Source organism: Curvibacter cyanobacteriorum (assembly GCF_028649475.1).
Lineage (GTDB): Bacteria > Pseudomonadota > Gammaproteobacteria > Burkholderiales > Burkholderiaceae_C > Curvibacter > Curvibacter cyanobacteriorum.
The window spans coordinates 59,830-86,546 of the sequence record NZ_JAQSIP010000012.1; the positions used below are offsets into that span (position 1 = coordinate 59,830).

The 26,717-nt window shown below is 68.1% G+C and carries 12 protein-coding genes; 5 read left to right on the forward strand and 7 right to left on the reverse strand.

Going from position 1 to position 26,717, the window contains the following annotated elements:
• Window positions 1-91 precede the first annotated feature (91 nt).
• From PSQ40_RS19570 to PSQ40_RS19585, 4 genes are all read right to left on the reverse strand, one after another.
• Entirely contained in the window at window positions 92-1,999 is a 1,908-nt protein-coding gene (locus PSQ40_RS19570; RefSeq protein WP_273953568.1) for a methyl-accepting chemotaxis protein, read from the reverse strand.
• A gap of 253 nt (window positions 2,000-2,252) precedes the next feature.
• Window positions 2,253-3,146: a LytR/AlgR family response regulator transcription factor gene (locus PSQ40_RS19575; RefSeq protein WP_273953569.1), complete on the reverse strand. Its 894-nt coding sequence runs from the start codon at window positions 3,144-3,146 to the stop codon at window positions 2,253-2,255.
• Window positions 3,139-4,251 (reverse strand): sensor histidine kinase, encoded by a 1,113-nt coding sequence (locus PSQ40_RS19580; RefSeq protein WP_273953570.1) that lies wholly within the window; start codon window positions 4,249-4,251, stop codon window positions 3,139-3,141. Before PSQ40_RS19580 ends, PSQ40_RS19575 begins: the two co-directional genes overlap by 8 nt.
• A 70-nt stretch (window positions 4,252-4,321) precedes the next feature.
• Entirely contained in the window at window positions 4,322-4,855 is a 534-nt protein-coding gene (locus PSQ40_RS19585) for a DUF6622 family protein (RefSeq protein ID WP_273953571.1), read from the reverse strand.
• A gap of 544 nt (window positions 4,856-5,399) precedes the next feature.
• Between PSQ40_RS19585 and PSQ40_RS19590 the strand changes: the two genes are divergently transcribed.
• The gene (locus tag PSQ40_RS19590) at window positions 5,400-12,851 is read left to right on the forward strand and encodes an Ig-like domain-containing protein (protein WP_273953572.1); all 7,452 of its coding nucleotides are present in this window, start codon (window positions 5,400-5,402) and stop codon (window positions 12,849-12,851) included.
• Between the two features lie 104 nt (window positions 12,852-12,955).
• Window positions 12,956-13,780: an undecaprenyl-diphosphate phosphatase gene (locus PSQ40_RS19595; protein WP_273953573.1), complete on the forward strand. Its 825-nt coding sequence runs from the start codon at window positions 12,956-12,958 to the stop codon at window positions 13,778-13,780.
• 188 nt (window positions 13,781-13,968) lie between these two features.
• On the opposite strand, the gene PSQ40_RS19600 is transcribed toward PSQ40_RS19595, so the two are convergent.
• From PSQ40_RS19600 to mutS, 3 genes are read right to left on the reverse strand one after another with little or no spacing between them, the layout of a single operon-like run.
• Entirely contained in the window at window positions 13,969-14,805 is an 837-nt protein-coding gene (locus PSQ40_RS19600; RefSeq protein ID WP_273953574.1) for an alpha/beta hydrolase, read from the reverse strand.
• Between the two features lie 28 nt (window positions 14,806-14,833).
• A complete protein-coding gene (locus PSQ40_RS19605; RefSeq protein WP_273953575.1) occupies window positions 14,834-15,661 on the reverse strand; it encodes a proteasome-type protease in 828 nt (275 codons plus the stop codon).
• Window positions 15,658-18,297, reverse strand: coding sequence for a DNA mismatch repair protein MutS (mutS, locus tag PSQ40_RS19610; protein ID WP_273953576.1), 2,640 nt, complete (start codon window positions 18,295-18,297; stop codon window positions 15,658-15,660). The genes PSQ40_RS19605 and mutS overlap by 4 nt, the downstream gene beginning before the upstream one ends.
• Before the next feature lie 394 nt (window positions 18,298-18,691).
• On the opposite strand from mutS, the gene PSQ40_RS19615 reads away from it, so the two are divergent.
• The 3 genes from PSQ40_RS19615 to PSQ40_RS19625 all read left to right on the forward strand — a co-directional run bounded on the left by PSQ40_RS19615 (window position 18,692) and on the right by PSQ40_RS19625 (window position 26,530).
• Window positions 18,692-20,293, forward strand: a complete 1,602-nt coding sequence (locus PSQ40_RS19615; RefSeq protein ID WP_273953577.1) for a sensor domain-containing phosphodiesterase — start codon at window positions 18,692-18,694, stop codon at window positions 20,291-20,293.
• 242 nt (window positions 20,294-20,535) lie between these two features.
• The gene (locus tag PSQ40_RS19620; protein ID WP_273953578.1) at window positions 20,536-25,371 is read left to right on the forward strand and encodes a response regulator; all 4,836 of its coding nucleotides are present in this window, start codon (window positions 20,536-20,538) and stop codon (window positions 25,369-25,371) included.
• Between the two features lie 34 nt (window positions 25,372-25,405).
• Window positions 25,406-26,530 carry a response regulator gene (locus PSQ40_RS19625; protein ID WP_273953579.1) on the forward strand — a complete coding sequence of 375 codons (1,125 nt, stop codon included), beginning with the start codon at window positions 25,406-25,408 and terminating at the stop codon, window positions 26,528-26,530.
• Window positions 26,531-26,717 lie beyond the last annotated feature (187 nt).

A 26,717-nucleotide genomic window follows, 5' to 3' on the forward strand; every position in this document is an offset into this window, starting at 1 on the left:
GTCGGTGTTGACTGCGCGTGCTGAAATCGGCGGCCCTGGCCTGGGTTTGTGCCAAAAGTTGCGGTTTCTGTCCGCTTTTTGGTGCGCTGTTTCAAGGCAGCTGGAAACCCTCGATGGCCTCACTGAGTTCGCGTGACATCGCTTCCAGCTGGTGTGCCGCCGAGGAGGTCTTCTCCACCAGGGCCGCGTTCTGCTGGGTGTCGCGGTCCAGGTCCTGCACCGCGTGCCCCACTTGCTCGACGCCGTTGGCCTGCTCACGCGCGGCCTGGGCAATGTCATGCAGCAACTGGTTGATCTGCTGGGCCTGCTGCACCAGTTGCTGCATGGTGTGGCCCGCGCCTTGCACCACCTGGGTGCCCGCGTCGATGCGTTCGTTGCTGCCGGTGATCAGGCCCTTGATCTCGCGGGCGGCGTCGGCGCTGCGCTTGGCCAGTTGCCGGACCTCGCCCGCGACCACGGCAAAGCCGCGGCCGGACTCGCCGGCCCGGGCGGCTTCGACCGCCGCGTTCAGCGCCAGGATGTTGGTCTGGAAGGCGATGCCGTCGATCACGCCAATGATGTCGCTGATGCGCAGCGAGGCCGCGTGGATCTCGCCCATGGTGTGGCTGACGTCGTTCACGGTCTCGCCGCCGCGGGTCGCCAATTGCGCGTTGTGGCCCGACTGCTGTGCGGCCGCCTGGGCCTGGGCCGCCGAGTGGGCCACGGTGGCGCCAATTTGCTCCATCGCGGCGGCCTGTTCTTCCAGCGAGGCTGCCGACGCATGGGTGCGTTCGGCCAGGGCGTCGCTGGCGGCGGCGATCTCGTGGGCCGCGTGGTTCAGGGCCTGCGAGGAATGGGCCACGCTGCGGATCAGCGCCACCAGTGATTCATAGGCCTGGCGCAGGTCGGTGATGACGCGCGCGGGTTCGTCCCGGCCCCAGGGCTGGGAGGGGCCACGGCGCAGGTTGCCGGTGGCCATCTCGCGCAGGTGCTCGCTGATCAGTTGCAGGCCCCCACGGGTGACCAGGAAAAAGGTGTAGAAAAAGTACGCGGCCAGCAGCAGGCCCACGGCCAGGATCACGGCGGTTTGCACCATGTCGGCGCGGGTGTTGGCCACGCGTTGGGCCAGCAGGGCGTCCAGGGCCTTGTTCAGGCGCTCGGCCAGCGCGTACTGGGCTTGCACGGCCTGCTGACTGGCCACGACGTAGGCGCTCTGGCGCGCGGCGCTGGCGTCGCTGCTGTGCAGCACGCCCTGGCGGGTTTGCTTCAGGAACGCTTCGCTGTCGCGCAGCACGGCCTCGGCGTCCAGGCGGGCGCGCAGGGCCGGGTTCTGGGACTGGGCCTTGGCCAGGCCATCGCGCAGGTTGCGCCACTGGTATTCGGCCAGCGGCAACACATCGGCCACGGCGTGCAAGAGCTCGCTGTTGTTCTGGCCCGCCTCGGCCTGGCGCAGCGCGGTCACCCCCAGGCTGCGCAGCCGCGACACCCCCTCATTGAGGTCGGGCAAGCGGAAGTACACCGCGTCCATCAGGTAGTACGAGTCCAGGTCCGGGTCCAGCGTCAGGTTGGAGCTGTCGGTCACCTGGCCCAGCAAGGCATTGATGGCGTCGATGTGCGCCGTGTGGGCCTGAAACAACTCGGCGGCGCCACGCACCGTGCTGGTGGCCTGCCACCGGGTCTGCACCTGGGCGAAGGCTTCTTGCACCCCCAGTTCGGCCCCCACGGCGCGGTGGACTTGCTCGAGCGCCCCCTGGGCGGCTTTCAACTGGCGTTGCAGGTCGTCCTGCCCGGTGGCCGGCTGGCCGGTGAGCGCGGCACCCGCGCTGTCGCGGCGCAGTTGTTGGGCCAGGGCCAACAGCGGGAACAGGGTCTGGTTGTAGCGCACGCCCAGGCGCTCGCGCTCGGCAAAGCGCACCACCTCGCTCTTGGCGCTGTAGAAGCTCCAGGTCAACCAGACCAAGGGGATCAGGAACATCGCGCAGATCAGGCTGGCTTTGGCGCTGAAAGCCAGCTTGCGCATCAGTTTCACCCCGGGGGCCCAGATCCCGTGGGGGTAGAAAACACTGTCGATGGGGGCGGGGCGGCGGAGCGGGGTCGCAGGCGCGGGCAGGGACAAGGGCGGTGTGGACATGCGTGCGGGGTGGGGGGCTGATCAGGAACGCCATGCACAGCAATAACCACACCACATTTCGGCTTTTACCGGGCCAGGCGAGGCTGAATAAGTGATTATTTTCTCTGATGAAGTCGGCTTCTATCAGATGCCCGGGCGCGCTTCACATCGCCTTGAACAGGTGGGCGTAGAGCCGGCTCACCGCCAGTGCCTCCGGGCGCCCTTGCAGGTTCAGGCGCAGTTTGCCGGCTTCGTCGCGCTGCACCGTGTGGATGGCGCTGGCCCGCACCAGGGTGCCGCGGTGGATCTGCCAGAACGTCTGCGGATCGAGTTGGGCGATCAGTTCTTTCAAGGGGGTGCGGATCAGGTATTCCTGCTCGGCGGTCAGCACGCGCACGTATTTGTCGGCGGCTTCGAAGTACAGCACCTCCTCGACCGGCACCAGGCGAATGGTTTGCCCCTGGGCGCCACTGAGGCTGGCCTGGATGATCTTCAACGGGGCCGCGGCCGGGGCTGGCGCCCCGGGGCGGGGCAGGGCGCTGTCCAGTCCCTGCTGGCCGAGCAGGGCGCGCAATTGGTTCAGCGCCGGCTCCAGCAGGGCGGCTTCGGCTGCCCCGGTGGTCGGGGCGCTGGGCTGGCGCTGTGCCAGCAGGGCCTGCAGGCGCTGCACCGTTTTGAGCAGGCGTGGCCGTTGCACGGGTTTGAGCACGTAGTCCACCGCCTGCGCTTCAAAGGCCTGCACGGCGTACTGGTCGTAGGCGGTGACAAACACCAGGGCTGGGAAAGGGCGGTTGCCGTCCCCGATCGGCCATTGCTCCGCCAATTCGGCGGCGGCTTCAATGCCGGTCTGACCTGGCATGCGGATGTCCAGGAACACCACGTCCGGTTGCAGGCGCAGGGCCTCACGCACGGCGCTCAAGCCATCGCCCACCGGTGGGTGCACGGTCAGTTCGGGCCAGGTGTGGCGCAGCTCGGCCTGCAAGGCCAGGGCCAGCAGGGGTTCGTCTTCGGCGATCAGGGCGGTCGGGCCGGTCGGCCGGTTCAAGGGGTCAGACATGGGGCGGTGAATCAGGAGAAGAAAAGGCGGGTTCGCTCAGGCGCTGGTAGCGAAAGCGCAGCTGCACCGTGGTGCCTGGCCCGGGTTCGGCGGGGCCGATGCTGAGCCGGGCTTCGGGGCCGTACAGGGTGCGCAGGCGCTCGCGCACCTGGGTCAGCCCAAAACCGCGTCCCGGGTCCGGCCGGGCCGTGTCCGGGGACGCAGGGCGGAGGCCGACCCCGCTGTCCTGCACGGTGATTCGCAGTTGGGGGGCGTGGTCCGGGGCGCTGGGGTCGAGTTCGGCGCGCAGGGTGATCTGCCCGCCTTCGACCTTGGGCTCCAGCCCATGGCGGATGCTGTTTTCGACCAGGGCCTGCAGCAGCAGCGGTGGCACCGCGGCCTGGCGCAGGTCCTCGGGCAAGTCCAGCTGGTAGCGCAGGCGCGGGCCCATGCGCACGGCCATCAGCTCGAGGTAGTCGCGCAGGCGGTCAAATTCGGCTTGCAGGCTGTGCTCGGTGACGCGCGAGGCGCTCAGCGTGGCCCGCAGGTAAGCGATCAGGTGGTCCAGCATGTGCTGGGCGCGTTCGGGGTCGATGCCCACCAACACCCGCAGATTGGCCAGGGTGTTGAACAGCATGTGGGGCTCCAACTGGGTCAGCAGCAGGCGCAACTGGGCTTCGGTGGCCTGGTTGCGGGCCTCTTCCATGTGGCGCTGCAGCACCTGGCCCTTGCCCATCAAATAGAAGTAGCCGCTGATCACCATGCCCGCCACCAGCGTGATGGCCAGCGAGGCCTGCAACTGGCGTGCGCTTTGCCCTTCCCACGAGGACCAGCCAAACCAGGCGTCAGCCAGGGCGGTGCCCGTCAGGTACCCGAGCACGATGCCGCTCGCCACCAAGGCGGGGCCGCGCCAGCCGCGCGGCCATTGGGTTTTGGGGTCCACCCCCACGACAAAGCGGCCCAGGTCGATCAGTGCCCAGTTGCAGCTGCCGATGCACAGTGAGTACACCAGGGACACCATGTACGGTTTGTGCGGTGCAAACAAGGCGTGCAACACCGAGATCACCACGCTGGCGGCCAGCACCAGCACGTAGTGCCGCAACAGGTGGAGGGGGGCGAACTTCATGGTCGGTTTCAGGGCAGTCGGGGCTGCGCGCGGTGACAGCGTCGGTCGCATTGTCTCTGATGCAGGGGCGTCAGACCGCCATGGTGCTTGTGGCCCATGCCCGGGCTGCACGGTCGGTGTGCAGGGCCAGGCGCCAAAGGCGCAGCACCCGCCCCAGGAACAGACCGCTGAACGCACCGAACACGGCGCTGCCGACCCAGGGAAAGGCTGCATCTTGCACCCAGGCGGTTTGCAGGGCCAGGGCGGCGCCCACGGTGTACTTGGCCAGGAACAAACCCATCATGCCCGCCAGGGGCACCCAGCTGCCCGTCACCGTGAAACGGCGCAGGTCGGGGTCGTAGTGGGTGCCAGCAGGCAGGGGCGCGCGTGCCACCCAGGTGGCTGTGGCGCCAGCGAGGGCTGTCCAGCACAGCCAACTCAGGGGCTGGGTGGGCCAGGCGCTGAGCACGCCGTACAGCGAGAAGCCCGCCAGCCCCAGGGCGGGCAGCAGCACCCGGCTGGGCTTCATCTGGCGCGTCACGGTCTGGCGCAGGCCCAGGCAGAGCAGGGCCACGAAGAGTGCAAAAACCCAGCGCGGGGTGTTTTGAAGGAGGAGCAGGAGCATGTCAGGTCTCAGAGGGTGGATTCGTGATGGGCTGACTGTGCCTGCCCCCCGCAGATCGCGCGATCCGCTTGCGACGAAACCCCCCTGGCGCGGCGCGAGTTGCCTGCAGGCGTCGCCGAGGTGCCTGGGTCCGGCCCAGGCCTGCAATGCCTCTGGCGGCTGGTTTGCACACTTGGGCATTCTTTCATTGTGGTTCCTGTGTCAAACAAAAAAGATAAATATGACTAATAAATGATTTATTACAGGCATTTACAACTATTTAGTTGATATATTTGATTTTTATTGTCAAAATTGCCGATGATTTAGTAATTTTTATTGATTGAAGTGATATTTGCTGCCTGATCAAGCCCTGAGCGGTTGGGGCACAGAGAGGCTTCGATCGTGCCCACCAAGTGCCATGTCGGTGCGGGTGGGCCGGACCGAAGGCAAAGGGCTTGGCATGACATCACCTCTTTTTTCAAGCGTCCCCGTGCCGGCGGGGACGCTGCAGACCGATGGGTCAAACCCTTCAGGCCGCAGCATGCAGGCGGCGCACTGGTGTGCCATGGGGCTCACGCTGCTGTTGTGGCTGTTGCTGGCGTCGGCCGCGCTGGCGCAGACGTCGACCTATGTAAGCAACCCCGAGAGCTTTGAGGGCAGCACCCTCAACGCGTCGTTTGGCGGCAACGGCTTCACAGTGACGAACACCTTCGCCCGCAGTGGCACCAAGTCGATCCGCAGCAACAGCAGCGGCGCCCAGCTGGACATCGATTACTTGGTGCCCCGGGGCAGCACCTACACTCTTTCCTACTGGCAATACTGCGCCAACACCGCGCAGTGCCCTGCCAACTCCTACACCTACTTAGCTGCCACTTCAGGTCGGGTGTTGGCCGGTACGGGCACGATCTATGCCGCCCAGTCTTGCCCTTCTGGCAACGCCATCGGCGTTTGGTCACGTTGCCAGGCGACCTTTTCAGTGCCTGCGAATGCCAGTTCGAACTATGTCTGGCTGCGTCTGAGCACCTACAACAATGGCACCTTCTACATTGACGACCTGTCCATGGTGGATTCGTCGAATAAATTGAGCCTGAGCAAGACCAACCCGGCCAGCCTGGTCGTGGGCACCGCCAGTGACTACAGCTTCACGGTCAGCAACACGGGCTCGGTGGCCAGCGGCACCACCCTCCATGTGTATGAGCAACTGCCGGCCCATGTGGCCTTCAACAGTGGCGCGGTGGCGACTGGCGGATCCGTCACGCCCAGCGCGGTGAGCTGCAGCGTGGTCAGTGGCACCGTGGCCAGCGGTCAACTGCTGAATTGCGCGGTCACGTTACCCGGTGCATTGGCTGCGGGAACTGGCTCGGCCAATTTCACGCTCAACGTCACGCCCCAGCCGGGGGTGGCCAGCAGTGTCAGCAACAAGGCGCAGATCGACCCGACGGGGACCAATGCGGCACAAACGCCCAGTGCCTGCACGGCCAACGGCACCCCCGCAGGCTGCGCGGTCACGCCCTTGCAATCGGTGGGCAATGGCGTCTCGCTGGGCTTGACCAAGGCCAACCCCGCCAGCCTGATGGTGGGCAGCAGCAGCGCCTATCAACTCACGCTCAGCAACACGGGCGCCAACCCCAGTGCCACCAGCCTGGTCGTGTACGACCAACTGCCGGCCAACTTCCAGTACGACGGCGCCGCCCCGCTGGCGACGGGCAGTGTCACCCCCACGGGGGTCAGCTGTGCCAGCAGTGGTCAGGTCAGCACCGGCTTGTTGTTGACCTGCACGGTGAGTTTGCCCGCAGGGGGGGTGCCAGCCAGCACCGGTACCGCTGCCTTCAGCATCAGCGCCACGCCCTTGGCGGGCGCCGCAGGGGTGTCTGCCAGCAACAAGGCCGCCATCGATTCCACGGGCCAAAATGCGGCTCAGACGCCGTCCAGCTGCACGGCCAACAACAGCCCCACCGCCGGCTGCGCCGTGGCCGCCGCCATGAGCCCCTTCGCGCCGGCCACGGCGGCGCAGTCCCAGCTCAGCCTCGCCCCGGCGGGCCCCTTGGTGGCTGGCGCCGCCAGCTACACCCTGACGGTGACGGCGCGCGACAGCGCCGGCCATGTGGTCACCGACCAGTCCTACACCTACCAGTTCAGCAGCTCCGGGGCCAGCCTCAGTGCCGCCAGTTGCAGCACCGCCACCAGCGGCGGCAGTGCGGGCTCATGCTCGGTCACTTTGAGCTCCAGTGTGGCGGGCAGCTACACCGTGAGCGCCAGCCTGAGCGGCGCGGCCATCGCTGGCAGCCCAGGCAGCGCTGTCTTTGTGGCCGGGGCCGCCACGGCTGCGGCCTCGCGGGTCAGCATCAGCAGCGGGCCCAAAGCGGCCAACGGCAGCGATGCGTACACGATCACGGCCACCGCCTACGACGCCAATGGCAACCTGGCCAGCAATGCCAGCAACACCTTCAGTTTCAGCGCGCCGGGCGCGGGGGCTGCGCTGAGTGCCAGCACTTGCACCAGCACCACGGGCACTTGCTCGGTCACGCTGACGGCGACGACCGCGGGCAGTTACCCCATCACCGCCAGCCTGGGCGGCACGGCGGTGGGCGGCACCAACCCGGTCACCGCTGTCTTTGTGGCCGGGGCTGCCACGGCTGCGGCCTCGCGGGTCAGCATCAGCAGCGGGCCCAAAGCGGCCAACGGCAGCGATGCGTACACGATCACGGCCACGGCCTACGACGCCAATGGCAACCTGGCCAGCAATGCCAGCAACACCTTCAGTTTCAGCGCGCCGGGCGCGGGGGCTGCGCTGAGTGCCAGCACTTGCACCAGCACCACGGGCACTTGCTCGGTCACGCTGACGGCGACGACCGCAGGCAGTTACCCCATCACCGCCAGCTTGGGTGGCATGGCGGTGGGCGGCACCAACCCGGTCACCGGCGTCTTTGGGGCCGGGGCCGCCACGGCTGCGGCCTCGCGGGTCAGCATCAGCAGCGGGCCCAAAGCGGCCAACGGCAGCGATGCGTACACGATCACGGCCACCGCCTACGACGCCAATGGCAACCTGGCCAGCAATGCCAGCAACACCTTCAGTTTCAGCGCGCCGGGCGCGGGGGCTGCGCTGAGTGCCAGCACTTGCACCAGCACCACGGGCACTTGCTCGGTCACGCTGACGGCGACGACCGCGGGCAGTTACCCCATCACCGCCAGCTTGGGTGGCATGGCGGTGGGCGGCACCAACCCGGTCACCGGCGTCTTTGGGGCAGGGGCCGCCACGGCTGCGGCCTCGCGCGTGGCGATCAGCAATGGGCCTTTGACGGCCGACGGTGTGGCGGCCTACACGCTGACCGTGACGGCCTATGACGCCCAGGGCAATGTGGTCAACGGGGCCAGCAACACCTTCAGCTTCAGTGCGCCAGCGGCGGGCGCCAGCTTGAGTGCCAGCACCTGCACCAGCACCACGGGCACGTGCTCGGTCAGCTTGCGGGCCACCATCGCCGGCAGTTACCCCATCACCGTCAGCCTGGGCGGCACGGCGGTGGGCGGGACCAACCCGGTGACAGGGGTGTTTGTGGCCGGCCAGCCGGTGGCATCGGCCTCCAGTTTGGCGATTGACGCCGGGCCCAAAACCGCCAACGGGGCCGAGGCCTACACCCTCACCGTCACCGCCTACGACGCCCAGGGCAACCTCAACACCAGCACGGCCAGCACCTACAGTTTTGACGCCTTGCAGCCCAGCAGCGGGGCCACCTTGAGCGCCGGCACGTGCACCACCGCCACCACCGGCCCCCAGGCCGGGCGTTGCAGTGTCAGCCTCAGCGCCACCGTGGCGGGCAACTATTCGGTGAGCGCCCGCCTGGACGGCGTGTTGATCGGGGGCAGCAACCCCGCGCAAGCGGTTTTTGTGGCCGGGCCACCCACGGCGGCGAGCTCGCGGGTGGACATCAGCGCCGGCCCGCGCATGGCCGATGGCAACGACAGCTACACCTTGACGGTTCGCGCTTTGGACGCCCAGGGCAATCTGTACACCGGTCAATCCACGACCTTCAGTTTCAGCCCGGCAGCGGCCGGGGCGAACCTGAGCGCGCTCAGTTGCAGCACCGCCACGACGGGGGCGGGGGCCGGCAGCTGTTCGGTGACCTTGACGGCCACCGTGGCCGGCAGCTACGCCATCACGGCCAGCCTGGGCGGTACCGCCGTGGGGGGGACGAACCCCGTCACCGGCGTGTTTGTGGCGGGCAACCCGACGGCGGCCAGCGCTCGGGTGGCGATCAGCACGGGGCCGCTGGTGGCCGATGGGGTGTCGGCTTACACCCTGACCGCCAGCGCCAGCGACGCCAATGGCAACCTCAACACCGCCAGCGCGACCACGGTGACCTTCAGCAGCCCTGGCGCGGGCGCCAGCCTGAGCGCCAACAGCTGCACCACAGCCACCAGTGGGGCCGGCGCGGGCACCTGCACGGTCAGCCTGACGGCCACCGTGGCCGGCAGCTACCCCATCACCGCCAGCCTGGGCGGCACGCCGCTGGGGGGGACCAATCCGGTGACCGGGGTGTTTGTGGCGGGCGCCGCCACGGCCGACGGCTCGCGGGTCAGCATCGACCCGCCGGGGCCTTTGACCGCCAATGGCGTGGCCAGCTACACCCTGACCGTGCGGGCCCAGGACGCCCAAGGCAACCTGCAGACCGGCTCGGCCCTGGACTTCAGCTTCAGCCCGCCCGCCGCAGGCGGCAGTTTGAGTGCCACCACCTGCCGCACCGCCACCAGCGGGCCGCAGGCCGGCACCTGTACCGTCACCCTGAGCGCCACCGTGGCCGCGATCTACAGCATCAGTGCCAGCCTGGGCGGGACGCCCTTGGGCGGCAGCAACCCGGTCAGCGCCCGTTTTGTGGCGGGTGAGGCGGTGGCCGCCACCGCCCGGGCGAGCATCGATGCCGGCCCCAAGCAAGCCAACGGCAGCGACGCCTACACTCTGACCGCCCGTGCCAGCGACGCCTTTGGTAACCTGGACAGCAGCCGGGTCTACACCTTCAACTTCAGCCCGCCAGCGGCCGGGGCCAGCCTCAGCGCCGCCAGCTGCAGCACCCCCACGACCGGCCCCACCGCGGGCACTTGCACGGTCACGCTCAGCGCCACGGTGGTGGGCAGCTACGCGATCAGCGTCAGCCTCGGGGGCGAGGCCCTGGGCGGCACCAACCCGTTGACGGGCAGCTTTGAGGCGGGGCCCAGCACCGCGGCCAGCGCGCGGGTCAGTTTGAGCAGCGGACCCAAGATCGCCAACGGGACCGACGCTTACACCCTGACCGCCCGGGCGATGGACGCCAACGGCAACCTCAACACCAGCGCGGCCATGACGGTGGCGTTCAGCAGCCCCGGGGGCGGGGTCAGCCTGAGCGCCGGCAGTTGCACCACGGCCACCACCGGCGCCCAGGCCGGCACTTGTGCGGTCACGGTCACAGCCACGGTGGCGGGCAGTTATGCCATCACCGCCAGCGCAGGCGGCACCGCCGTGGGTGGCAGCAACCCGGTCACGGCGGTGTTTGTGGCCGGCTCGGTGGTGGCGGGCAGCAGCACCCTGGCCATCGACAGCGGCCCCAAGACCGCGAATGGTGTGGAGGCCTACACCCTCACCGTCACCGCCCGGGATGCCCAGGGCAACCTGGTCACGGCCAACAGCAGCTTCAACTTCAGCCTGGGCAGCGCTGGCGCCACCCTCAGCGCCAACAGTTGCAACACCACGGCGGGCGTGTGCAGTGTCACGCTGAGGTCCACCGTGGCCGGCACCCATGCGGTCACGGCCAGCTTGGCCGGCCAGAACATCGGGGGCAGCAACCCCGCCTCGGCGGTGTTTGTGGCCGGTCCTGCTGTGGCGGGCAGCTCGCGGCTGTCGATTTCACCGGGCGGGCCCCGGGCGGCCAATGGCTCGGACGCCTATGCCATCACCGCCAGTGCCTACGATGCCCAGGGCAACTTGGTCACCGGTGTGAGTCAAACCTTTGTCTTCAGCAGCCCGGCCGCAGGCGCCACCCTGAGCGCCAACAGCTGCACCACCAGCACCGGGGCGTGCACGGTGCAGCTCACGGCCACCGTGGTGGGCAGCTACCAGGCCTCCGCCACCCTGGGGGGCACCGCACTGGGCGGCACCAACCCGGTCACCGCCACCTTCCAGGCCGGGGTGGCCACGGCGGCGCAGTCCCAGGCCCTGATCAGCACCGGCCCCAAGCTGGCCAATGGGGTCGATGCCTACACCGTGAGCGCTGTGGCCTACGACGCCCAGGGCAACGCCGTCACCCTCAACCCTGTGACCTTCACCTTTGCCCTGGTCAACACGCCCAGTGCCGCCAGTCTGAGTGCAGCCAGCTGCGTCACCCCCACCACCGGGCCCGATGCGGGGCGCTGCAGCGTCACCCTGGTGGCCACCAGCGCCGCCGCTTACCCGGTCCAGGTGCGTCTGGACGGCACCGGCCTGGCCAGCCCGGTGGCCAACAGCCCGGTCACGGGCGTGTTTGTCGCGGGGGCTGCCACGGCCGCCAGCTCACGCATCAGCCTCAGCAGCGGGCCCAAGACGGCCAATGGCAGTGATGACTACACCCTGAGTGCCAGCGCCTACGACGCCCAAGGCAACCTGAACACCGCCACCTCGACCGATTTCAGCTTTGCCCTTTCCGGCGCCGGGGCCTCCTTGCGCGCCGCTACCTGCAGCACAGGCACCACGGGCACCTGCAGCATCACCGTCACGGCCACCGTGGCGGGCAACTACCCGATCACGGCGCGCACCGGTGGCGTGTTGGTGGGGGGCAGCAACCCGGTCACGGCGGCGTTCGTGGCGGGCTTGGCCAGCGCGGCCAGCTCGCAGCTCAGCATCACGGCGGGGCCCCGCATGGCCAATGGCGTGGACAGCCACGTCATCACCGTCACGGCCCTGGATGCGCAGGGCAATCTGGCCGTCAGCCCGGCGGTCACTTTTGCCTTCAGCGTGCCTGGCACGGGCGTCACCCTGAGTGCCACCCAATGCGTGACCGCCCTGACGGGGCCGGGGGCGGGCAGCTGCACGGTCAATCTGACGGCCACGGTCGCGGGCAGTCATGCCGTCACGGCGCGCCTGGGCGGCGTGCCGCTGGGGGGCAGCAACCCCGTCAGTGGGGTGTTTGTGGCCCAGGGGGCCTCGGCCGCGCGTTCGATGGTCACCATTGATTTGAGTGGCGGGGTGCATTACGCCAACGGCAGTGACAGCTACACCATCACCGCCACCGCCATGGATGCGATGGGCAACCTCAACCAATGGCAGCCCCAGACCTTTGAGTTTGTGGTGCAAGGGGTGGGCCTGACCTCCCGTGTGCTAAGCGAAACCCGCTTGCGCAACAACCCGGCGCTTTCCGGCTCCACCCTCAGTGCCAACCAGTGCACCACGACCGTCACCGGCCCGGCGGCAGGCACTTGTTCGATCACCTTGCGCTCGGTGCAAGCCGGTTGGACGGTGGTACAGACCAGCTTGACTGGCGTGCCCCTGGCCCAGGCCGTGGGCGGGCAGGTGGCGGCGCAGTTCATGCCCGGTCCGGTGAGCGCAGCCACCTCCTCGATCAGCCTGGACAGCGGTCCCAAGCTGGCCGATGGGCAAGCGTTTTACACCCTGACCGCCACGGCGCGGGACGCACAAGGCAACCTGAAGACCGATGCCCCCACGATTTTCAACTTCAGCAACGCGGGCGCGGGGGCCTTCCTGAGTGCAGCCAGTTGCAGCACCGCGACCAGTGGCGCGGGGGCTGGCACCTGCAGCGTGACCTGGCGCGCCACCGTGGCTGGGGTCTACCCCGTGCAGGCCACGGAGGGCGGTGTGGCGGTCGGCGTGCCCACCAATGGGTGGGTGAACGCCAACTTTGTGAACCTGGCGTTGGCGCCGGCACCGTCGCCGAACGGGGTGACCGCCGTGCCGACCCTGGGCGAGTGGGCCATGCTGGGCTTGATCGGCCTGATGCCTTGGCTGGCCTGGGCGCAGCGGCGACCACGCCGCGTGCCGGGGCCCCTCCAGCGTTGACATGTCGACTTGGCCGCTCCGTTTCACAGGCCCCAGAGGGGGCCCGCCGCACCCGCTTATGCTGCACTGCGGCGATAATCGCTGCAGTTACTTAGGGAGTGCGTGTGGATATCGTGTTGCTGGTCAAAGCGGCCCTCATGGGCGTGGTCGAGGGCTTGACCGAGTTCTTGCCCATTTCGTCAACCGGGCACCTGATCTTGGCGGGGGCCCTGCTGGGCTTCGACGACGACAAGGCCAAGGTGTTTGACATCGCGATCCAGACCGGCGCCATCTTCGCGGTGGTGCTGGTGTACTGGCAAAAGATCCGCGATACCGTGGTGGCCCTGCCGACCCACCCGCGCGCGCGACGCTTTGCCTTCAATGTACTGGTCGGCTTTTTGCCGGCCGTGGTGCTGGGCCTGCTGTTTGGCAAGTTCATCAAGGCCCACCTGTTCACGCCGGAGGTGGTGGCCAGCACCTTCATCCTGGGCGGCTTTGTCATCTTGTGGGCCGAGCGCCGGCCGCAAAGCGACGCCCACATCCAGAACGTGGACAGCATGACCCCGCTGGACGCGCTCAAGGTCGGTCTGGTGCAGTGCTTGGCCATGGTGCCGGGCACCAGCCGCAGCGGGGCCACCATCATCGGCGGCATGTTGCTGGGCCTGAGCCGCAAGGCCGCCACCGACTTTTCATTCTTCCTGGCCATCCCGACCCTGATTGGCGCAGGCGCCTACAGCCTCTACAAAGAGCGGGCCCTGCTGTCGATGGCCGACCTGCCGGTGTTCCTGGTGGGCCTGCTGTTCTCGTTCGTCAGTGCATGGATCTGCGTGCGCTGGTTGCTGCGCTACATCAGCACGCACAGCTTTGTGGTGTTCGCCTGGTACCGCATTGCCTTCGGCATCGTGGTGCTGGTCACCGCCTGGACCGGTGCCGTGCGCTGGGCCGCCTGACCCCTTGCGCATTTGAGGCATTTGAGGCATTCGAAGTGTTGGAGGCGTCGGGGCGTTTGGCCGCCCGCGCTGTGAGCAGAATGCCTTGAGCCGGCCGCCTGAACCGTGGCCTCAACGCCGCTCAACCGCTGTCCAGGGACAGCGGTTTTTTTTCGCCCGGGGCGCGTGCGGGCGCGTGCGTCAGGCGTTCAGGGCTTGGCGGTGTCGAGGTTCAGCAGCGCGGCCTCGATGGCCGCCGCCGTGGCGATGGGCTTTTCCATCGGGAACAGGTGGCTGCCATCGAGCATCATGACCCGGCCCTTGACCACCTTCTCGGTCATCGCCATGCCCACCTGTTGCATTTCCTTGGACGCGCGACCGCCAATGAAGGCGGCCGGGCATTTGAGCGGGTGGCGCGCCAGCAGGCGGTCCAGGTTGTGCGGCAGGGTGTTGTAGATGGCGGTCTCGACCTCGCGCGTGAAACTCAGCACCCGGCGCGGGCCGTGGGCGCCCAGCTCATCGTGGGTGCCGTGCGCAATGTAGTCGCGCAGCACCTGCGGGTCCCAGCGGGCAAATGCTTTCTTGTGCTCGAAATGCGCCAGCGCCTCGTCGGCACTGGCCCAGCTGTTGCGGCGGCGCAGGCTGATCTTGCCCGGCGACACCGAGCCGACCAGCTGGGTCTGCTTCATGACGCCCACCGTGGTGGCGCGCCAGCCGCCCAGCAGCGGTGAGTCCAGCAGCAACACGCCTTTGACGCCATGCCCGCCCAATTTGGGGTGCTGGGCCGCGGCCATCACGCTGAGGAAGCCCCCCAGCGAGTGGCCGACCAAGAACGCAGGTTCACCGGCCTGTTCGATCTCGGCCTGGGCGAAATCCGTCAGTTGCTGCACCAGGTGGGGCCAGTTGCTGGTCACCGGGTAACGCGGGTCGTGACCGAACTGGTCCACGGCGCGCACCCGGAAGCCACGCTGGCGCAGTTGTTCGAACAGCAGCCGGTAGGTGCCCGCCGGAAAGCTGTTGGCGTGCGAAAAAATGATCAGTGACATGGCGCGCCCTCTGGGGCCGGGGACTGCCTCAAATCAGCTTCTCGTTGGGGGTGGCAATCTTGCGCAGGGGCTTGCTGCGCGGCGAGTGCACCATCAGCGGCACGTCGGTTTGACCGCCGCCCCACATCGGGTCCTCGATGCTGTCGAAGACCTGGCGCAGTTTCTCGCCCCAGCTGCCGCGCACCATGCGGAAGTACGGGTTGTTCTCGTCGATGCAGATCACCTTGTCGGTCTGGTACTGGTTGGCTTCGTAGACCACCAGGTCCAGCGGCAGGCCCACCGACAGGTTGGACTTGAGGGTCGAATCCATCGACACCAGCGCGCACTTGGCGGCCTCGTCCAGCGGGGTTTCGGGCGAGATCACGCGGTCCAGCACGGGCTTGCCGTACTTGGATTCGCCCACCTGGAAGTACGGCGTCTCGGGCGTGGCTTCGATGAAGTTGCCCGCCGAGTAGACCTGGAACAGGCGCATGCCTTCGCCCTTGATCTGGCCGCCGAGGATCAGCGAGACGTTGAACTCGACCCCGGCCTGGCGCAGCGACGCCGCGTCACGTTCGTAGACGCGGCGCACCGCCGACCCCAGCACGCGGCAGGCGTCGAACATGCTCTTGGCGTTCCAGATGGTGATGGGTTCGCTGTCCTCGTGCTCCTTGAGCTGCTCGACCTGCAGGATCTCGCGCACCGACTGCGAGATGCTCAGGTTGCCCGCCGACAGCAGCACCATGAAGCGGTCGTCGGCCTTCTCATAGACGATCATCTTGCGGAAGGTGCTGATCTGGTCCAGACCGGCATTGGTGCGGGAGTCGGACAGGAACACCAGGCCCGCATTGAGTTTGATGGCGACGCAGTAAGTCATGAGGAAGACGCTAGTTTTTTGAGTGAGTAGATCAGGTCCAGCGCTTCGCGCGGACTCAGGGTGTCGGGGTCGATCTCGGCAAACCTTGATTCTAAGGCGCTCGGTGCTATTTTTTCGATAGCTGGCGGGGCTGCAAACAAGTCCACCTGGGCCTGGGCTTCGGTGGCCCGTTCCTCCAGCGTTTGCAGGGTGTGGCGCGCGTGGCTCAGCACGGGGCCGGGCATGCCCGCGAGGCGGGCCACCTGGATGCCGTAGCTGCGGCTGGCCGGGCCGGGCTGGATCTCGTGCAGGAACACGATGTCCGAGCCGGCCTCGGTGGCGCTGACGTGCACGTTCACCGCCTGGTGGTGTTTGACCGGGAACTCGGTCAACTCAAAGTAGTGGGTGGCAAACAGCGTGAAGGCCTGGGTCTTGTCGTGCAGGTGGGTGGCAATGCCTGCGGCCAGCGCCAGACCGTCAAAGGTCGAGGTGCCCCGGCCGATCTCGTCCATCAGCACCAGGCTGTGCGGCGTGGCGCTGTGCAGAATTTGAGCGGCTTCGGTCATCTCCAGCATGAAGGTCGATTGGGCATTGGCCAGGTCGTCGGCCGCACCGATGCGGGTGTGGATGGCATCGATGGGGCCGATCCGGCACGCATCGGCGGGCACATGGCTGCCCATGCTGGCCAGAAGCACGATCAATGCCACTTGGCGCATGTAGGTCGATTTACCGCCCATGTTGGGGCCGGTGATGACCTGCAGGCGTTGCTTGAGCCCCAGTTGGGTGTCGTTGGCGATGAAGCTGCCGCCCGAGGTCTCGGCCAGCCGCGCCTCGACCACCGGGTGGCGGCCACGCGTGATCTCGATGCAGGGCTCTTTGGCGTAGACCGGCGCGGTCCAGTTCAGGGTCAGGGCGCGTTCGGTCAGCGTGCACAGCACGTCCAGCGTGGCCAGCGCGCGGGCCACCCGGCTGAGCGTGGGCACATGCGCCTGCAGCGCGTCCAGCACCTGTTCGTAAAGCCATTTCTCGCGAGCCAGGGCGCGCTCCTGGGCCGACAGGGCCTTGTCCTCGAAGGCCTTGAGCTCTGGGGTGATGAAGCGCTCGGCGTTCTTCAGGGTCTGGCGGCGGCGGTAGTCGGCCGGCACCTTGTCGAGCTGGCCCTGCGTGATCTCGATGTAGAAGCCGTGCACCTTGTTGTATTGCACGCGCAGGTTGGCGATGCCGGTGCGCTCGCGTTCGCGCACTTCGAGGTCGACCAGGAAGCTGTCGGCGTGGGTCTGGATGTGGCGCAGCTCGTCGAGTTCGGCGTCAAAGCCTTCGGCGATGACCCCGCCGTCGCGCACCAGGGCCGCGGGCTCGGGCAGGATGGCGCGCTGCAGCAGCACGGCGGTGTCGGGCGGCGGCACCAGCTCGCTGGCGATCTGCGCCAGGGTGCCGGCTGGCCAGGCGCCACCCAGGGTCAGCTGCTCGGCTTTTTGCAGCGAGTGGAGCAGGGCCACCAGCTCGCGCGGGCGCACCTGGCGCAGCGCGATGCGGGCGCTGATGCGTTCCACGTCGCTGGTGCCCTTGAGTTGCTGGCGCAGTGCGTGCCAAGGGCCGGCGCCGTTCTCCCCCTTGAGCGCGGCGATCGCGTCCAGCCGGGCCTGGGCCAGGCTGCGGTCGCGTGGCGGTTCGAGCAGCCAGGTCTTGAGCAGGCGGCTGCCCATGCCGGTCATGCAGGTGTCGAGCAGTGAGTAGACGGTGGGCGAGTCCTCGCCGCGCAGGGTTTTGACCAGCTCCAGGTTGCGCCGGGTGGTGACCGGCAGCTCGATCAGTTCGCCGCTGCGCTGCACCCGCAGTGCGCGCAAATGCGGCAGGCTGCGGCCCTGGGTGTGTTCGGCGTAGTTGAGCAAGGCCGCGCTGGCGGCGTGGGCCAGTGGCAGGCCGTCGGCATGCCAGGTGCTGAGGCTGGCCACCTGCAGCTGCTCGAGCAGCTTGCGTTGGCCCAGTGCCGGGTCAAATTGCCATTCGGGGCGCTGGCTCATGGGCAGGCCCGCGCTGGCGCGGGTCTGGCGCAGGCGCTGCTCAAACGCCGGGGTCACGTCGGCGCTGTAGATCAGCTCGCTGGGGGCCACGCGCGACAGCCAACTGTCCAGCTCGTCGGCGCTGCACTCGGCCAAGTGGATGTCGTCCTGCGTCACGCTGAGCCAGGCCAGGCCGCACTGGTTGCGCGGCCCCTGGTGCACCGACAGCAGGATGGAGTCGGACTTTTCGCCCAGCAGCTCGGCGTCGGTCAGGGTGCCGGGGGTGACCACGCGCACCACCTTGCGTTCCACCGGGCCCTTGGCGGCGCCGACCTCGCCCACCTGCTCGCAGATGGCCACCGACTCGCCGTGGCGGATCAGGCGCGCGAGGTAATTCTCCATCGCATGAAAGGGCACGCCGGCCATGACCACCGGCTGGCCAGCCGACTGGCCACGCCGGGTCAGGGTGATGTCGAGCAGGCGCGCGGCTTTCTCGGCGTCGTCGTAGAACAGCTCGTAGAAGTCACCCATGCGGTAGAACAACAGGGTGTCGGGGTGGTCCTTCTTGAGCGCGAAGTACTGCACCATCATCGGCGTGTGGCCGGGCAGGTCGGCCAAGCCGACGGCGGCGCTGCTGGGGGTGTCTTGGGTCATGGGCAAACAAAGGGGAACAGGGGCCGGGCGGTGGGGCGCGGCCAGCGCTCGTCAGGGACAGCGGGCTGCGCGTCGGCGCCGGGCGCGCCCCGGAAGCGGGGCGTGATGGGGGGATTATCCGGCCTGCGCGGGGGCCGGGCGCTGAGGGGTGGTGGCGCGAAGTCGATGGGGCGTTGATCCGGCGCTGATCCGGCCTTCAGGCGAAGGTGACCGGGGCCTGGGAGCACAGGGCCGTGCGCGGGGGGCGCGTGCCAGGCCGGGATTGATCCGCCCCCCGGCGCAGGCCCGGACCCGGTGGTCATTTGGTTCGCTTGCCGTACACTGCGGCGGGGGGTGCCCGGGGCGAGCGCACGACGGGGACCCATGGTCTGACCCTGACGAGGCACCCTGACGCATGAGCCTTCACAACCCGCCCGAGCCCCTGACCCGCTGCCTTCAGGGGGCGCTGCAAACGGGCGAAATCTGGCCGGCCTTCCAGCCCCTGGTGCATTTGGGCAGCCGCCAGGTGGCCGGTTTCGAGGTCTTGGCCCGCTGGACCTCCCCCGAACTGGGCCCCGTGTCGCCGGCGGATTTCATCCCCTTGGCCGACCGCATGGGCTGGCTCCACGGGCTCAGCCTGACCCTGATCGAGCAAGCCTGCCGCCAGGTGCGCGACTGGCCGGGGACGTTCTACCTGGCCTTCAACCTCGCCCCGAGCCAGTTCTTGCGGCCCGACCTGGCAGACCAGGTGCAGGCCACGGTGGAGCAGGCCGGGTTTTTCATGCAGCGCGTGCGCGTCGAGATCACCGAAAACGCGCTGTTCCACGACAACCAGGTGGCCCGTCAGAGCATCGAGGCCTTCAAGCGGGCGGGGGCCAGCCTGTCGCTGGACGACTTCGGCACCGGGCATTCCAGCCTGACACGGCTGCAGTCGCTGCCCTTTGACGAGATCAAGATCGACGCCAGCTTTGTGCGCGGTCTGGAGTCGGATTCGCACAGCCTCAAGATCGTCACCGCGGTGCTGGGCTTGGGGCAGAGCCTGGGCGTGCATGTGATCGCCGAGGGCATTGAGACCACCGGTCAGGCCGAGCTGTTGACCCGCTTGGGTTGTGCCTTTGGTCAGGGCTTCGGCCTGGGGCGGCCCGGGCCTGCCGAGCAGGCCCTGGCGCATTTGATCCAGGCGGGCTGCCATGGCGACCACGACCGCCCGCTCGACGCCTCGCCGTTCCAACGTCTGCACCAGCTGGAGACGCTCTACCTCGATGCCCCGGTGGGGCTGTGCTTCATCGACACCGAGATGCGCGTGGTCAGCGCCAACCCCAAGGTGCTGCGCTACCTGGGGCTGTCCGGGCGCGACCTGCGGGGGCGGCCCGTGGCGCAGGTGCTCAACCAGCCCCTGGCGCAGGGCCTGCTGTCGGCCCTCGAGGCGGTTCGTGTCGGTGCCGTGTTGCCCCCCACCCAATACAGCCATGAGGGCACCGATTCGACCTACCTGGTGGCCCACCAGCGGGTCAGCAACCCGCTGGGCGAATGCCTGGGCATCTCCCTGGTGGTGATCGATATTTCGGAGCGGGTCAAGGCCGAGCAGGCTTTGCAGCAGAGCGAGGAGCATTTCCGGCGTTCCATCGAACTGGGCCCCAACATCGCCTGGGGGGCCGCCGCCGATGGCGTGGTGGACTACATGGGCCCCGCGTTCGAATGGACGCCCCTGAGCTCGGCCCGCGAGCGCTACGAGCGTTGGCGTGAGCGCATGGACCCCGACGACCGCGAGCGCGTGCACCGCGAGTGGCTGGCCCACCTGCCGACGCCGCGGCCCTTCAAGACCGAATTCCGCATCCTGTGGCCCGACAACACCTGGCGTTGGGTGCGCAGCCAGGGCTTTCCCCACCTGGACGAACAGGGCCAGGTGGTGCGCTGGTACGGCATCATCATGGACATATCCGCCGAGCGCCGTCTGGAGCAGCGCCTGGCCGAGCTCGAACACAAGGTGGTGAACCTGGGCGGGGCCTGCGCCTGATCCGGTGCGGTCAGGGGGGCTCGCGTCACCCGCTGCCCGGGGGGGCGGTGTCCCTGACGGGGCTGCGAAATGTCCGTTCATCCTGGTCACCCACCGGGTATCCCTTAGCATGGGGCCTCTGGTTCAGGAGATCTGCCCGTGTTGCCTGCTGTCCCGTGTTGGCTTGCTGTTGCGCCCCTGCTGCTGTGCCGGCCGGGGGCGGTCGTTTTGACCTCGGCTGATGTGCAGCCTGGGCCCGCTTGATGGCACCGGTCCGTCTGGTGCGCCCCGGCCTGTGGTGGCATGAGTCGCCGCTGTGGCGGCCGTCCAACTGGCGGCCGGTGCTGCTGATCCTGCTGGTCTCCGCGGTCCTGGCCTGGTCGGCCGACCAGGTGCTGTTGAGCCGCCGCAGCGAGGGCGAGCGCGAGCGCATGACCCTGTCGCTGGCGCAGATGGAGTCCACGCTGCAGTCGCTGACCCTGCGCGGCGAGTCGGTCGGCGCCCTGATGATGCTGGGCCTCAACGAACCCACGCTCAAGGCCCTGGTGGCCCCCAGCGCCAGTGCCAGCACCGTGCGGCTGGACGCCGTGTCGGCGCGCCTGCGCGTGCCCCGGGCCCGCTTTGCGCTGGACAGCATCTTCATCCTCAACGCCCAGGGCCGCGTGGTGGCCCATGAAGGCCTGGGCCAACCGCCGCTGGGGCTGGACCTCAGCGCCCAGGTGTTTGTGCAACAAGCACTCAAGGGCGTGGTCAATGCCCACGCGGGCGTCGACCTGCAAGGGCCGGAGCGCTGGCTCTACCTGGCCGCCCCGATTTACGCCGGCGAGGACCGCAGCGCCCCGGTCACCGGCGCGGTGGTCTTCCGCCAGCCGTTCACCGCGGCCGAGGACGCGATGGCCCTGGGCGGCCATGACGTGGTGTTGATCAGCCCCGAAGGCGTGGCCTTTGCCGCCACCCGGCCCGAGTGGGTGTTTGCGCTGCTGGGCGAGGTGACCCAGGACCGGGTACAGGGGCTGGCCCGGCGACAGCAGTTTGGCCTGCAGTTTGTCAATGGCGTGACCTCGCGCCTGCCTTTCCTGCCTGACCAAGCCCAGGTGACGTTTGACGGCGGCCAGCACCTGGTGGCCAGGCACGCGCTGGAATGGAATGACCCCGGCGGCGCCTGGCGCCTGGTCATGCTGCAAAACGTCGACAAACTGATGAGCCTGGCCGACCAGTGGCTGGTCGGGGGCCTGTTGTTTGTCTTTCTGTCGGCCCTGGGCCTGGCGGGCCACGGGCTGTGGCTGCAGCGCGCGCAGGCCCGCGCGACCCGGGCGCGGTTTCACATCTTGGGCACGGCGCTGGAGGTCAGCCCGGTGTCGGTCATCATCACCGACCTGGCGGGACAGATCATGTGGGTCAACCCGCAGTACCAACGCAACACCGGCTATTCGCTGGCCGAGGTGGTGGGCAAGAAGCCCTCCTTGGTCTCCAGCGGGCTCACGCCGCTGAGCACCTACCACGACATGTGGAGCCACCTGCTGGCAGGGCGCCCGTGGTCGGGGCATTTCATCAACCAGCGCCGCGACGGCAGCATCTACCACGACCAGGCCTCGCTGTCGCCCGTGGTGGACGACGACGGGCGTTGCATCGGCTTTGTCGGCTTGCACGAGGACGTGACCCAGCGCATGCGCGAACAAGAGGAGCTGGCGCGGCGCGAGCGCAGCCTGAGCGCGGTGCTGGACCAGCAAAAGGCCATCTTCGACAATGCGCCGCCGATCGTGCTGGTCAGCAGCGGCCAGATCCTGCAGTTCAACCCCGCCTTTGCCAAGCTCTTGCGCCTGGCCCCCAAGGACCTGGAGGGGCGCTCGGTCAGCAGCCTGTTCGGCACCCCCGAGCGCTACAAGGACTTCATGGCCATGGCCAGCCAGGCCATGCAGGCCAGTCCGCAGGTGCATTTGAACTGGACGCTGTACCGCGGCCCTGAGGACTCGTTTGATGTGCGTTTCTCGGGCCGCCGGGTGCAGATGGAGGGCCACGAGCGGGCCTCCATCTGGGTCATCGAGGACCTGTCCGAGGCCCAGCGCGCCGAGAAGGCGCTGCGTCAGGCCCACCAACGCCTGGAGATCGCGCAGGACGCGGGCCACATCGGCATCTTTGATCTGGACCTGGTGGGCGGCAAATCAGTCTGGACGCCCCAGTTGCAGCGCATCTACGGCCTCGACGGGCCGGTGGAGCGCATCGACCGGGCGCTGTGGGCCAGCCTGATGCACCCCGATGACGCGCCGCAGGCGCTGGCCCACTTCGACGCCCAGCTGGCCAACGGGGCCGACCAGTACCGGGACTCGTGGCGCATCGTGCGTCCCGATGGCGAGGTGCGCTGGATTCTCAATGCGGGCCGCATCTTCCGCGACGCCGAGGGCCGACCGGTGCGGGTGGTGGGCGTGAACATCGACATCCACGACCAGAAGCTGCTCGAGCAGCGCCTGGCCGAGCAGTTGCTGTTCCAGGAGGTGTTGGTGGACACCATCCCCGTGCCGCTGTTCTACAAGGGGCCGGATGGGCGCTACCTGGGCTTCAACCGCGCCTACGAGCAGGCGTTCGGGGTGCGCCGGCAGGACCTGATCGGCAAGACCGTGATGGAACTGGACTACATCCGCGAGGTGGACCGGGTGCAGTTTGACGCCGACAGCCGCCTGGTCATCCGCGAGGCCGCGGCACTGCACAAGGACGTGCGCCTGCGCTTCGCTGACCAGGCCCTGCACGACGTGTTGTACTGGGTGCACGGCTTCCGGCGCAGCGACGGCTCGCCCGGGGGGCTGATCGGGACCTTTGTGGATATCACCGAGCAGAAGCTGGCCCAGCGCGAATTGCGCCGCGCCAAGGAAATGGCCGAGGAAGCGACCGAGGTCAAGAGCCACTTCCTGGCCAACATGAGCCACGAGATCCGCACCCCGATGAACGCCATCATCGGCATGGCCCACCTGGCCTTGCGCACCCCGCTGTCACCGCAGCAGCGCGGTTACCTGTCCAAGATCCAGCAGGCCGGTGCACACCTGCTGGGCGTGATCAACGACATCCTCGATGTGTCCAAGATCGAAGCCGGTCGCCTGACCCTGGAGAACACCACCTTCCAGCTCGACAAGGTGCTGGAGAGCGTCGCCGATGTGGTGGCCCACAAGGCGACCGAAAAGGGCCTGGAGCTGATTTGTGACGTGGCCCCCGACGTGCCCGCCAGCCTGGTGGGCGATCCGCTGCGGCTGGGCCAGATCCTGATCAACTACCTGAACAACGCGATCAAGTTCACCGAGCGCGGCGACATCGAGATCGTGGTGCGCCGCGTGCCCCTCGCGGACGGGGCGCTGAAGCTGCGCTTCGAGGTGCGCGACACCGGCATTGGGCTGACCGAGGCGCAGATGGAGCGCCTGTTCCAGAGCTTCCAGCAGGCCGACGCGACCATCACGCGCCGCTACGGCGGCACGGGTTTGGGCCTGTCGATCTGCAAGAGCCTGGCCCAGCTCATGGGGGGCGAGGTGGGGGTGCAAAGCGGGGTCGGCGAGGGGTCGGTGTTCTGGTTCACTGCGCTGCTGCAGGCCGGCAGCGCACAGCCGCGCCTGCTGATGCCCGAGCCCGACCTGCGCGGTCGCCGCGCCCTGGTGGTGGACGACAACCTGCACGCGGCCGCGGTGCTGGCCGACCTGCTGCGCGGCATGAGCTTTGAGGTCTCGGTGGTGCATTCGGGCCCCGAGGCCCTGCAGCACCTGACGCAGGCGCAGGACCGCGGGGCGCCGGTCGAGGTGCTGGTGCTGGACTGGCAGATGCCCGACATGGATGGCCTCGAGGTGGCGCGCCGCCTGCCGGCCTTGAACCTGGCGCAACCCCCGTTGTCGGTGATGGTCACCGGCCACGGGCGCGACGATTTGCTCGATGGCGCGCGCGCCCTGGGCATTGCCGAGGTGCTGGTCAAGCCGGTCAACCCCTCGCAGATGTTCGATGCCCTGATGCGCTTGATGGGTCAGCCGCAGGCGCGCAGCGCCGAGCCGGCGCCCGGGGGCTCGCCGCAGGACCTGCTGCAGCCGCTGCTGGGCGCGCGCCTGCTGGTCGTTGAGGACAACGAACTCAACCAGCAAGTGGCGGCCGAGCTGTTGACCGACGCGGGCTTTGTGGTCGAACTGGCCTCCAATGGCCGCGAGGCGCTGGACAAACTGCGCCAGCAGCCGGTGGACCTGGTGCTGATGGACATGCAGATGCCGGTGATGGATGGGCTCGAAGCCACCCGGGCCATCCGGGCCCAGCCCGACACCCGCCACCTGCCGGTGATTGCCATGACCGCCAACGCCATGGACGCCGACCGCGAGCGTTGTCTGGCCGCTGGCATGAACGACCACCTGGCCAAGCCGGTCAACCCCGACGACCTGTGGCTGGCGCTGGCCCGTTGGCTGGCGCCGCAAGCCACACCAGGGCGGCAGGTGACGCCGCTGCGCGCGCCGCCCAGCGCCATCAGCCTGCCCACCGACATCGCCGGGCTCGACGTGGCCCTGGGCCTGAAGCGGGTGATGGGCAAGCGCAGCCTGTACCGGTCCATGCTGGAGCGCTTTGTGGCCAGCCAGAGCGGCACCCTGGAAAGCCTGCCGCAGGCGCTGGCCCAGGGCGACTGGATGATGGCCGAGCGGCTGGCGCACACCCTCAAGGGCCTGGCGGGCAACCTGGGGGCCAGCGGCCTGCAGCAGGCCTGCACCGAGCTGGAACTGGCCCTGACGGGCCAGCAAAGCCCAGACCGTTTGCAGCGCCTGAGCATCCCGCTGCTGGCCGCGCTGGACCTGCTGCTGGGCGACCTCAAAACCTGGCTGGCCCAGCAGGCGCCGCGCCCGTTGGACTCAGCGGAGGCCGGCGCCAATGCGCTCAACCCCTCGCTGGCGCAGGTGCTGGAGCGCCTGCGGACGTTGTTTGCTGACAACGACTCGGCAGCGCTTGATGTGCTCCGGGAAAATGCCGCTATGCTGCTGAGCGCCTTGGGACCAGCCTTCAATGCCGTAGAGCAGAAGGCGCTTGCCTTTGAATTTGAGCAAGCGCTTGAGGAACTGGAGGCGGCCAACCCCCTGCGGGAACAGCTGTCCTGATATCTCTCGCCCAAGCTTTTAACAGGGTGACTCGATGGTGATGAATGCAGTGGGTTCCGAGGCGTCGCCTCTGGTGGAAAAGCCGATCGCCACGGTGCTGGTGGTTGACGACACCGCGGACAACCTCAGTCTGATGAGCTCGCTGCTCAAGGACCACTACCGCGTCAAGGTGGCCAACAACGGCGAGAAGGCCCTCAAGATCGCCGCCCAGGATCCGGCGCCTGACCTGATCCTGCTCGACATCATGATGCCGGGGCTGGATGGCTACGAAGTTTGCCGCCGCCTCAAGGCCGACCCCCGCACGCAGCACATCCCCGTGATGTTCCTGACTGCCCGCGCCGAGGTCGCCGACGAGGAGCAGGGCCTGGCGCTGGGCGCGGTGGACTACATCACCAAGCCCATCAGCCCGCCCATCTTGCTGGCGCGGGTGCAAACCCACCTGACGCTCAAGGCCAGCTCCGATTTCCTGCGCAGCAAGAGCGACTACCTGCAGCAGGAAGTGGCCATGCGCACGCTGGAGGTGCAGGCCATCCAGGACGTGACGATCATGGTGTTGGCAACGCTGGCCGAGACGCGCGACAACGACACCGGCAACCACATCCGCCGCACCCAGTTGTACGTCAAGGCACTGGCGGTGCGCCTGCGCCACCACCCGCGTTTCGAGTCGGTGCTGACCGAACGCAACATCGAGCTGCTCTACAAGTCGGCCCCGCTGCACGACATTGGCAAGGTGGGCATCCCCGACAGCATCCTGCTCAAGCCCGGCAAGCTGACGGTGGAGGAGTTTGAGGTCATGAAGCGCCACCCGGCGATCGGCCGCGACGCCATCCAGGACGCCGAGCGTCGCCTGGGCATCAAGGTGAAGTTCCTGACCTTCTCCAAGGAAATCGCCTACAGCCACCAGGAAAAATGGGACGGCTCGGGCTACCCCGAAGGCCTGGCTGGCGACGCCATTCCCCTGTCGGCGCGGCTGATGGCGGTGGCCGACGTGTACGACGCCCTGATCAGCAAGCGCGTCTACAAACCCGCGTTCACCCACGAACAGGCCTGTCAGATCGTGGTGCAGGGCCGGGGCCAGCATTTCGACCCGGACATCGTCGACGCCTTCATCGAGATTGCCGACGACTTTCGCGCCATCGCGATCCGCTACGCCGACTGAGCGGGGGCGGGGCCACCCCCCAACCCCGCCACACCCCAACCCCGCCACGCCCAGCCCCACCACCACCCGATCTGGTGGGTGCGGCACCTACCGCGCCCACCAGCACCGCCCCCCACGCGCGGTTGAGCGCGCATGAAAAAGCCCGCCGGTGCGAACACGGGCGGGCTGGTCGTCCTCCGGCCGGGCG

What these genes read in the sequence shown, in the direction of transcription:
- PSQ40_RS19570 (WP_273953568.1), bottom strand. Translation starts at nt 1,999, where the DNA reads ATGCGCAAGCTGGCTTTCAGCGCCAAAGCCAGCCTGATCTGCGCGATG.
- PSQ40_RS19575 (WP_273953569.1), bottom strand. Translation starts at nt 3,146, where the DNA reads ATGTCTGACCCCTTGAACCGGCCGACCGGCCCGACCGCCCTGATCGCC.
- PSQ40_RS19580 (WP_273953570.1), bottom strand. Translation starts at nt 4,251, where the DNA reads ATGAAGTTCGCCCCCCTCCACCTGTTGCGGCACTACGTGCTGGTGCTG.
- PSQ40_RS19585 (WP_273953571.1), bottom strand. Translation starts at nt 4,855, where the DNA reads ATGCTCCTGCTCCTCCTTCAAAACACCCCGCGCTGGGTTTTTGCACTC.
- PSQ40_RS19590 (WP_273953572.1), top strand. Translation starts at nt 5,400, where the DNA reads ATGGGGCTCACGCTGCTGTTGTGGCTGTTGCTGGCGTCGGCCGCGCTG.
- PSQ40_RS19600 (WP_273953574.1), bottom strand. Translation starts at nt 14,805, where the DNA reads ATGTCACTGATCATTTTTTCGCACGCCAACAGCTTTCCGGCGGGCACC.
- PSQ40_RS19605 (WP_273953575.1), bottom strand. Translation starts at nt 15,661, where the DNA reads ATGACTTACTGCGTCGCCATCAAACTCAATGCGGGCCTGGTGTTCCTG.
- mutS (WP_273953576.1), bottom strand. Translation starts at nt 18,297, where the DNA reads ATGACCCAAGACACCCCCAGCAGCGCCGCCGTCGGCTTGGCCGACCTG.
- PSQ40_RS19615 (WP_273953577.1), top strand. Translation starts at nt 18,692, where the DNA reads ATGAGCCTTCACAACCCGCCCGAGCCCCTGACCCGCTGCCTTCAGGGG.
- PSQ40_RS19620 (WP_273953578.1), top strand. Translation starts at nt 20,536, where the DNA reads ATGGCACCGGTCCGTCTGGTGCGCCCCGGCCTGTGGTGGCATGAGTCG.
- PSQ40_RS19625 (WP_273953579.1), top strand. Translation starts at nt 25,406, where the DNA reads ATGGTGATGAATGCAGTGGGTTCCGAGGCGTCGCCTCTGGTGGAAAAG.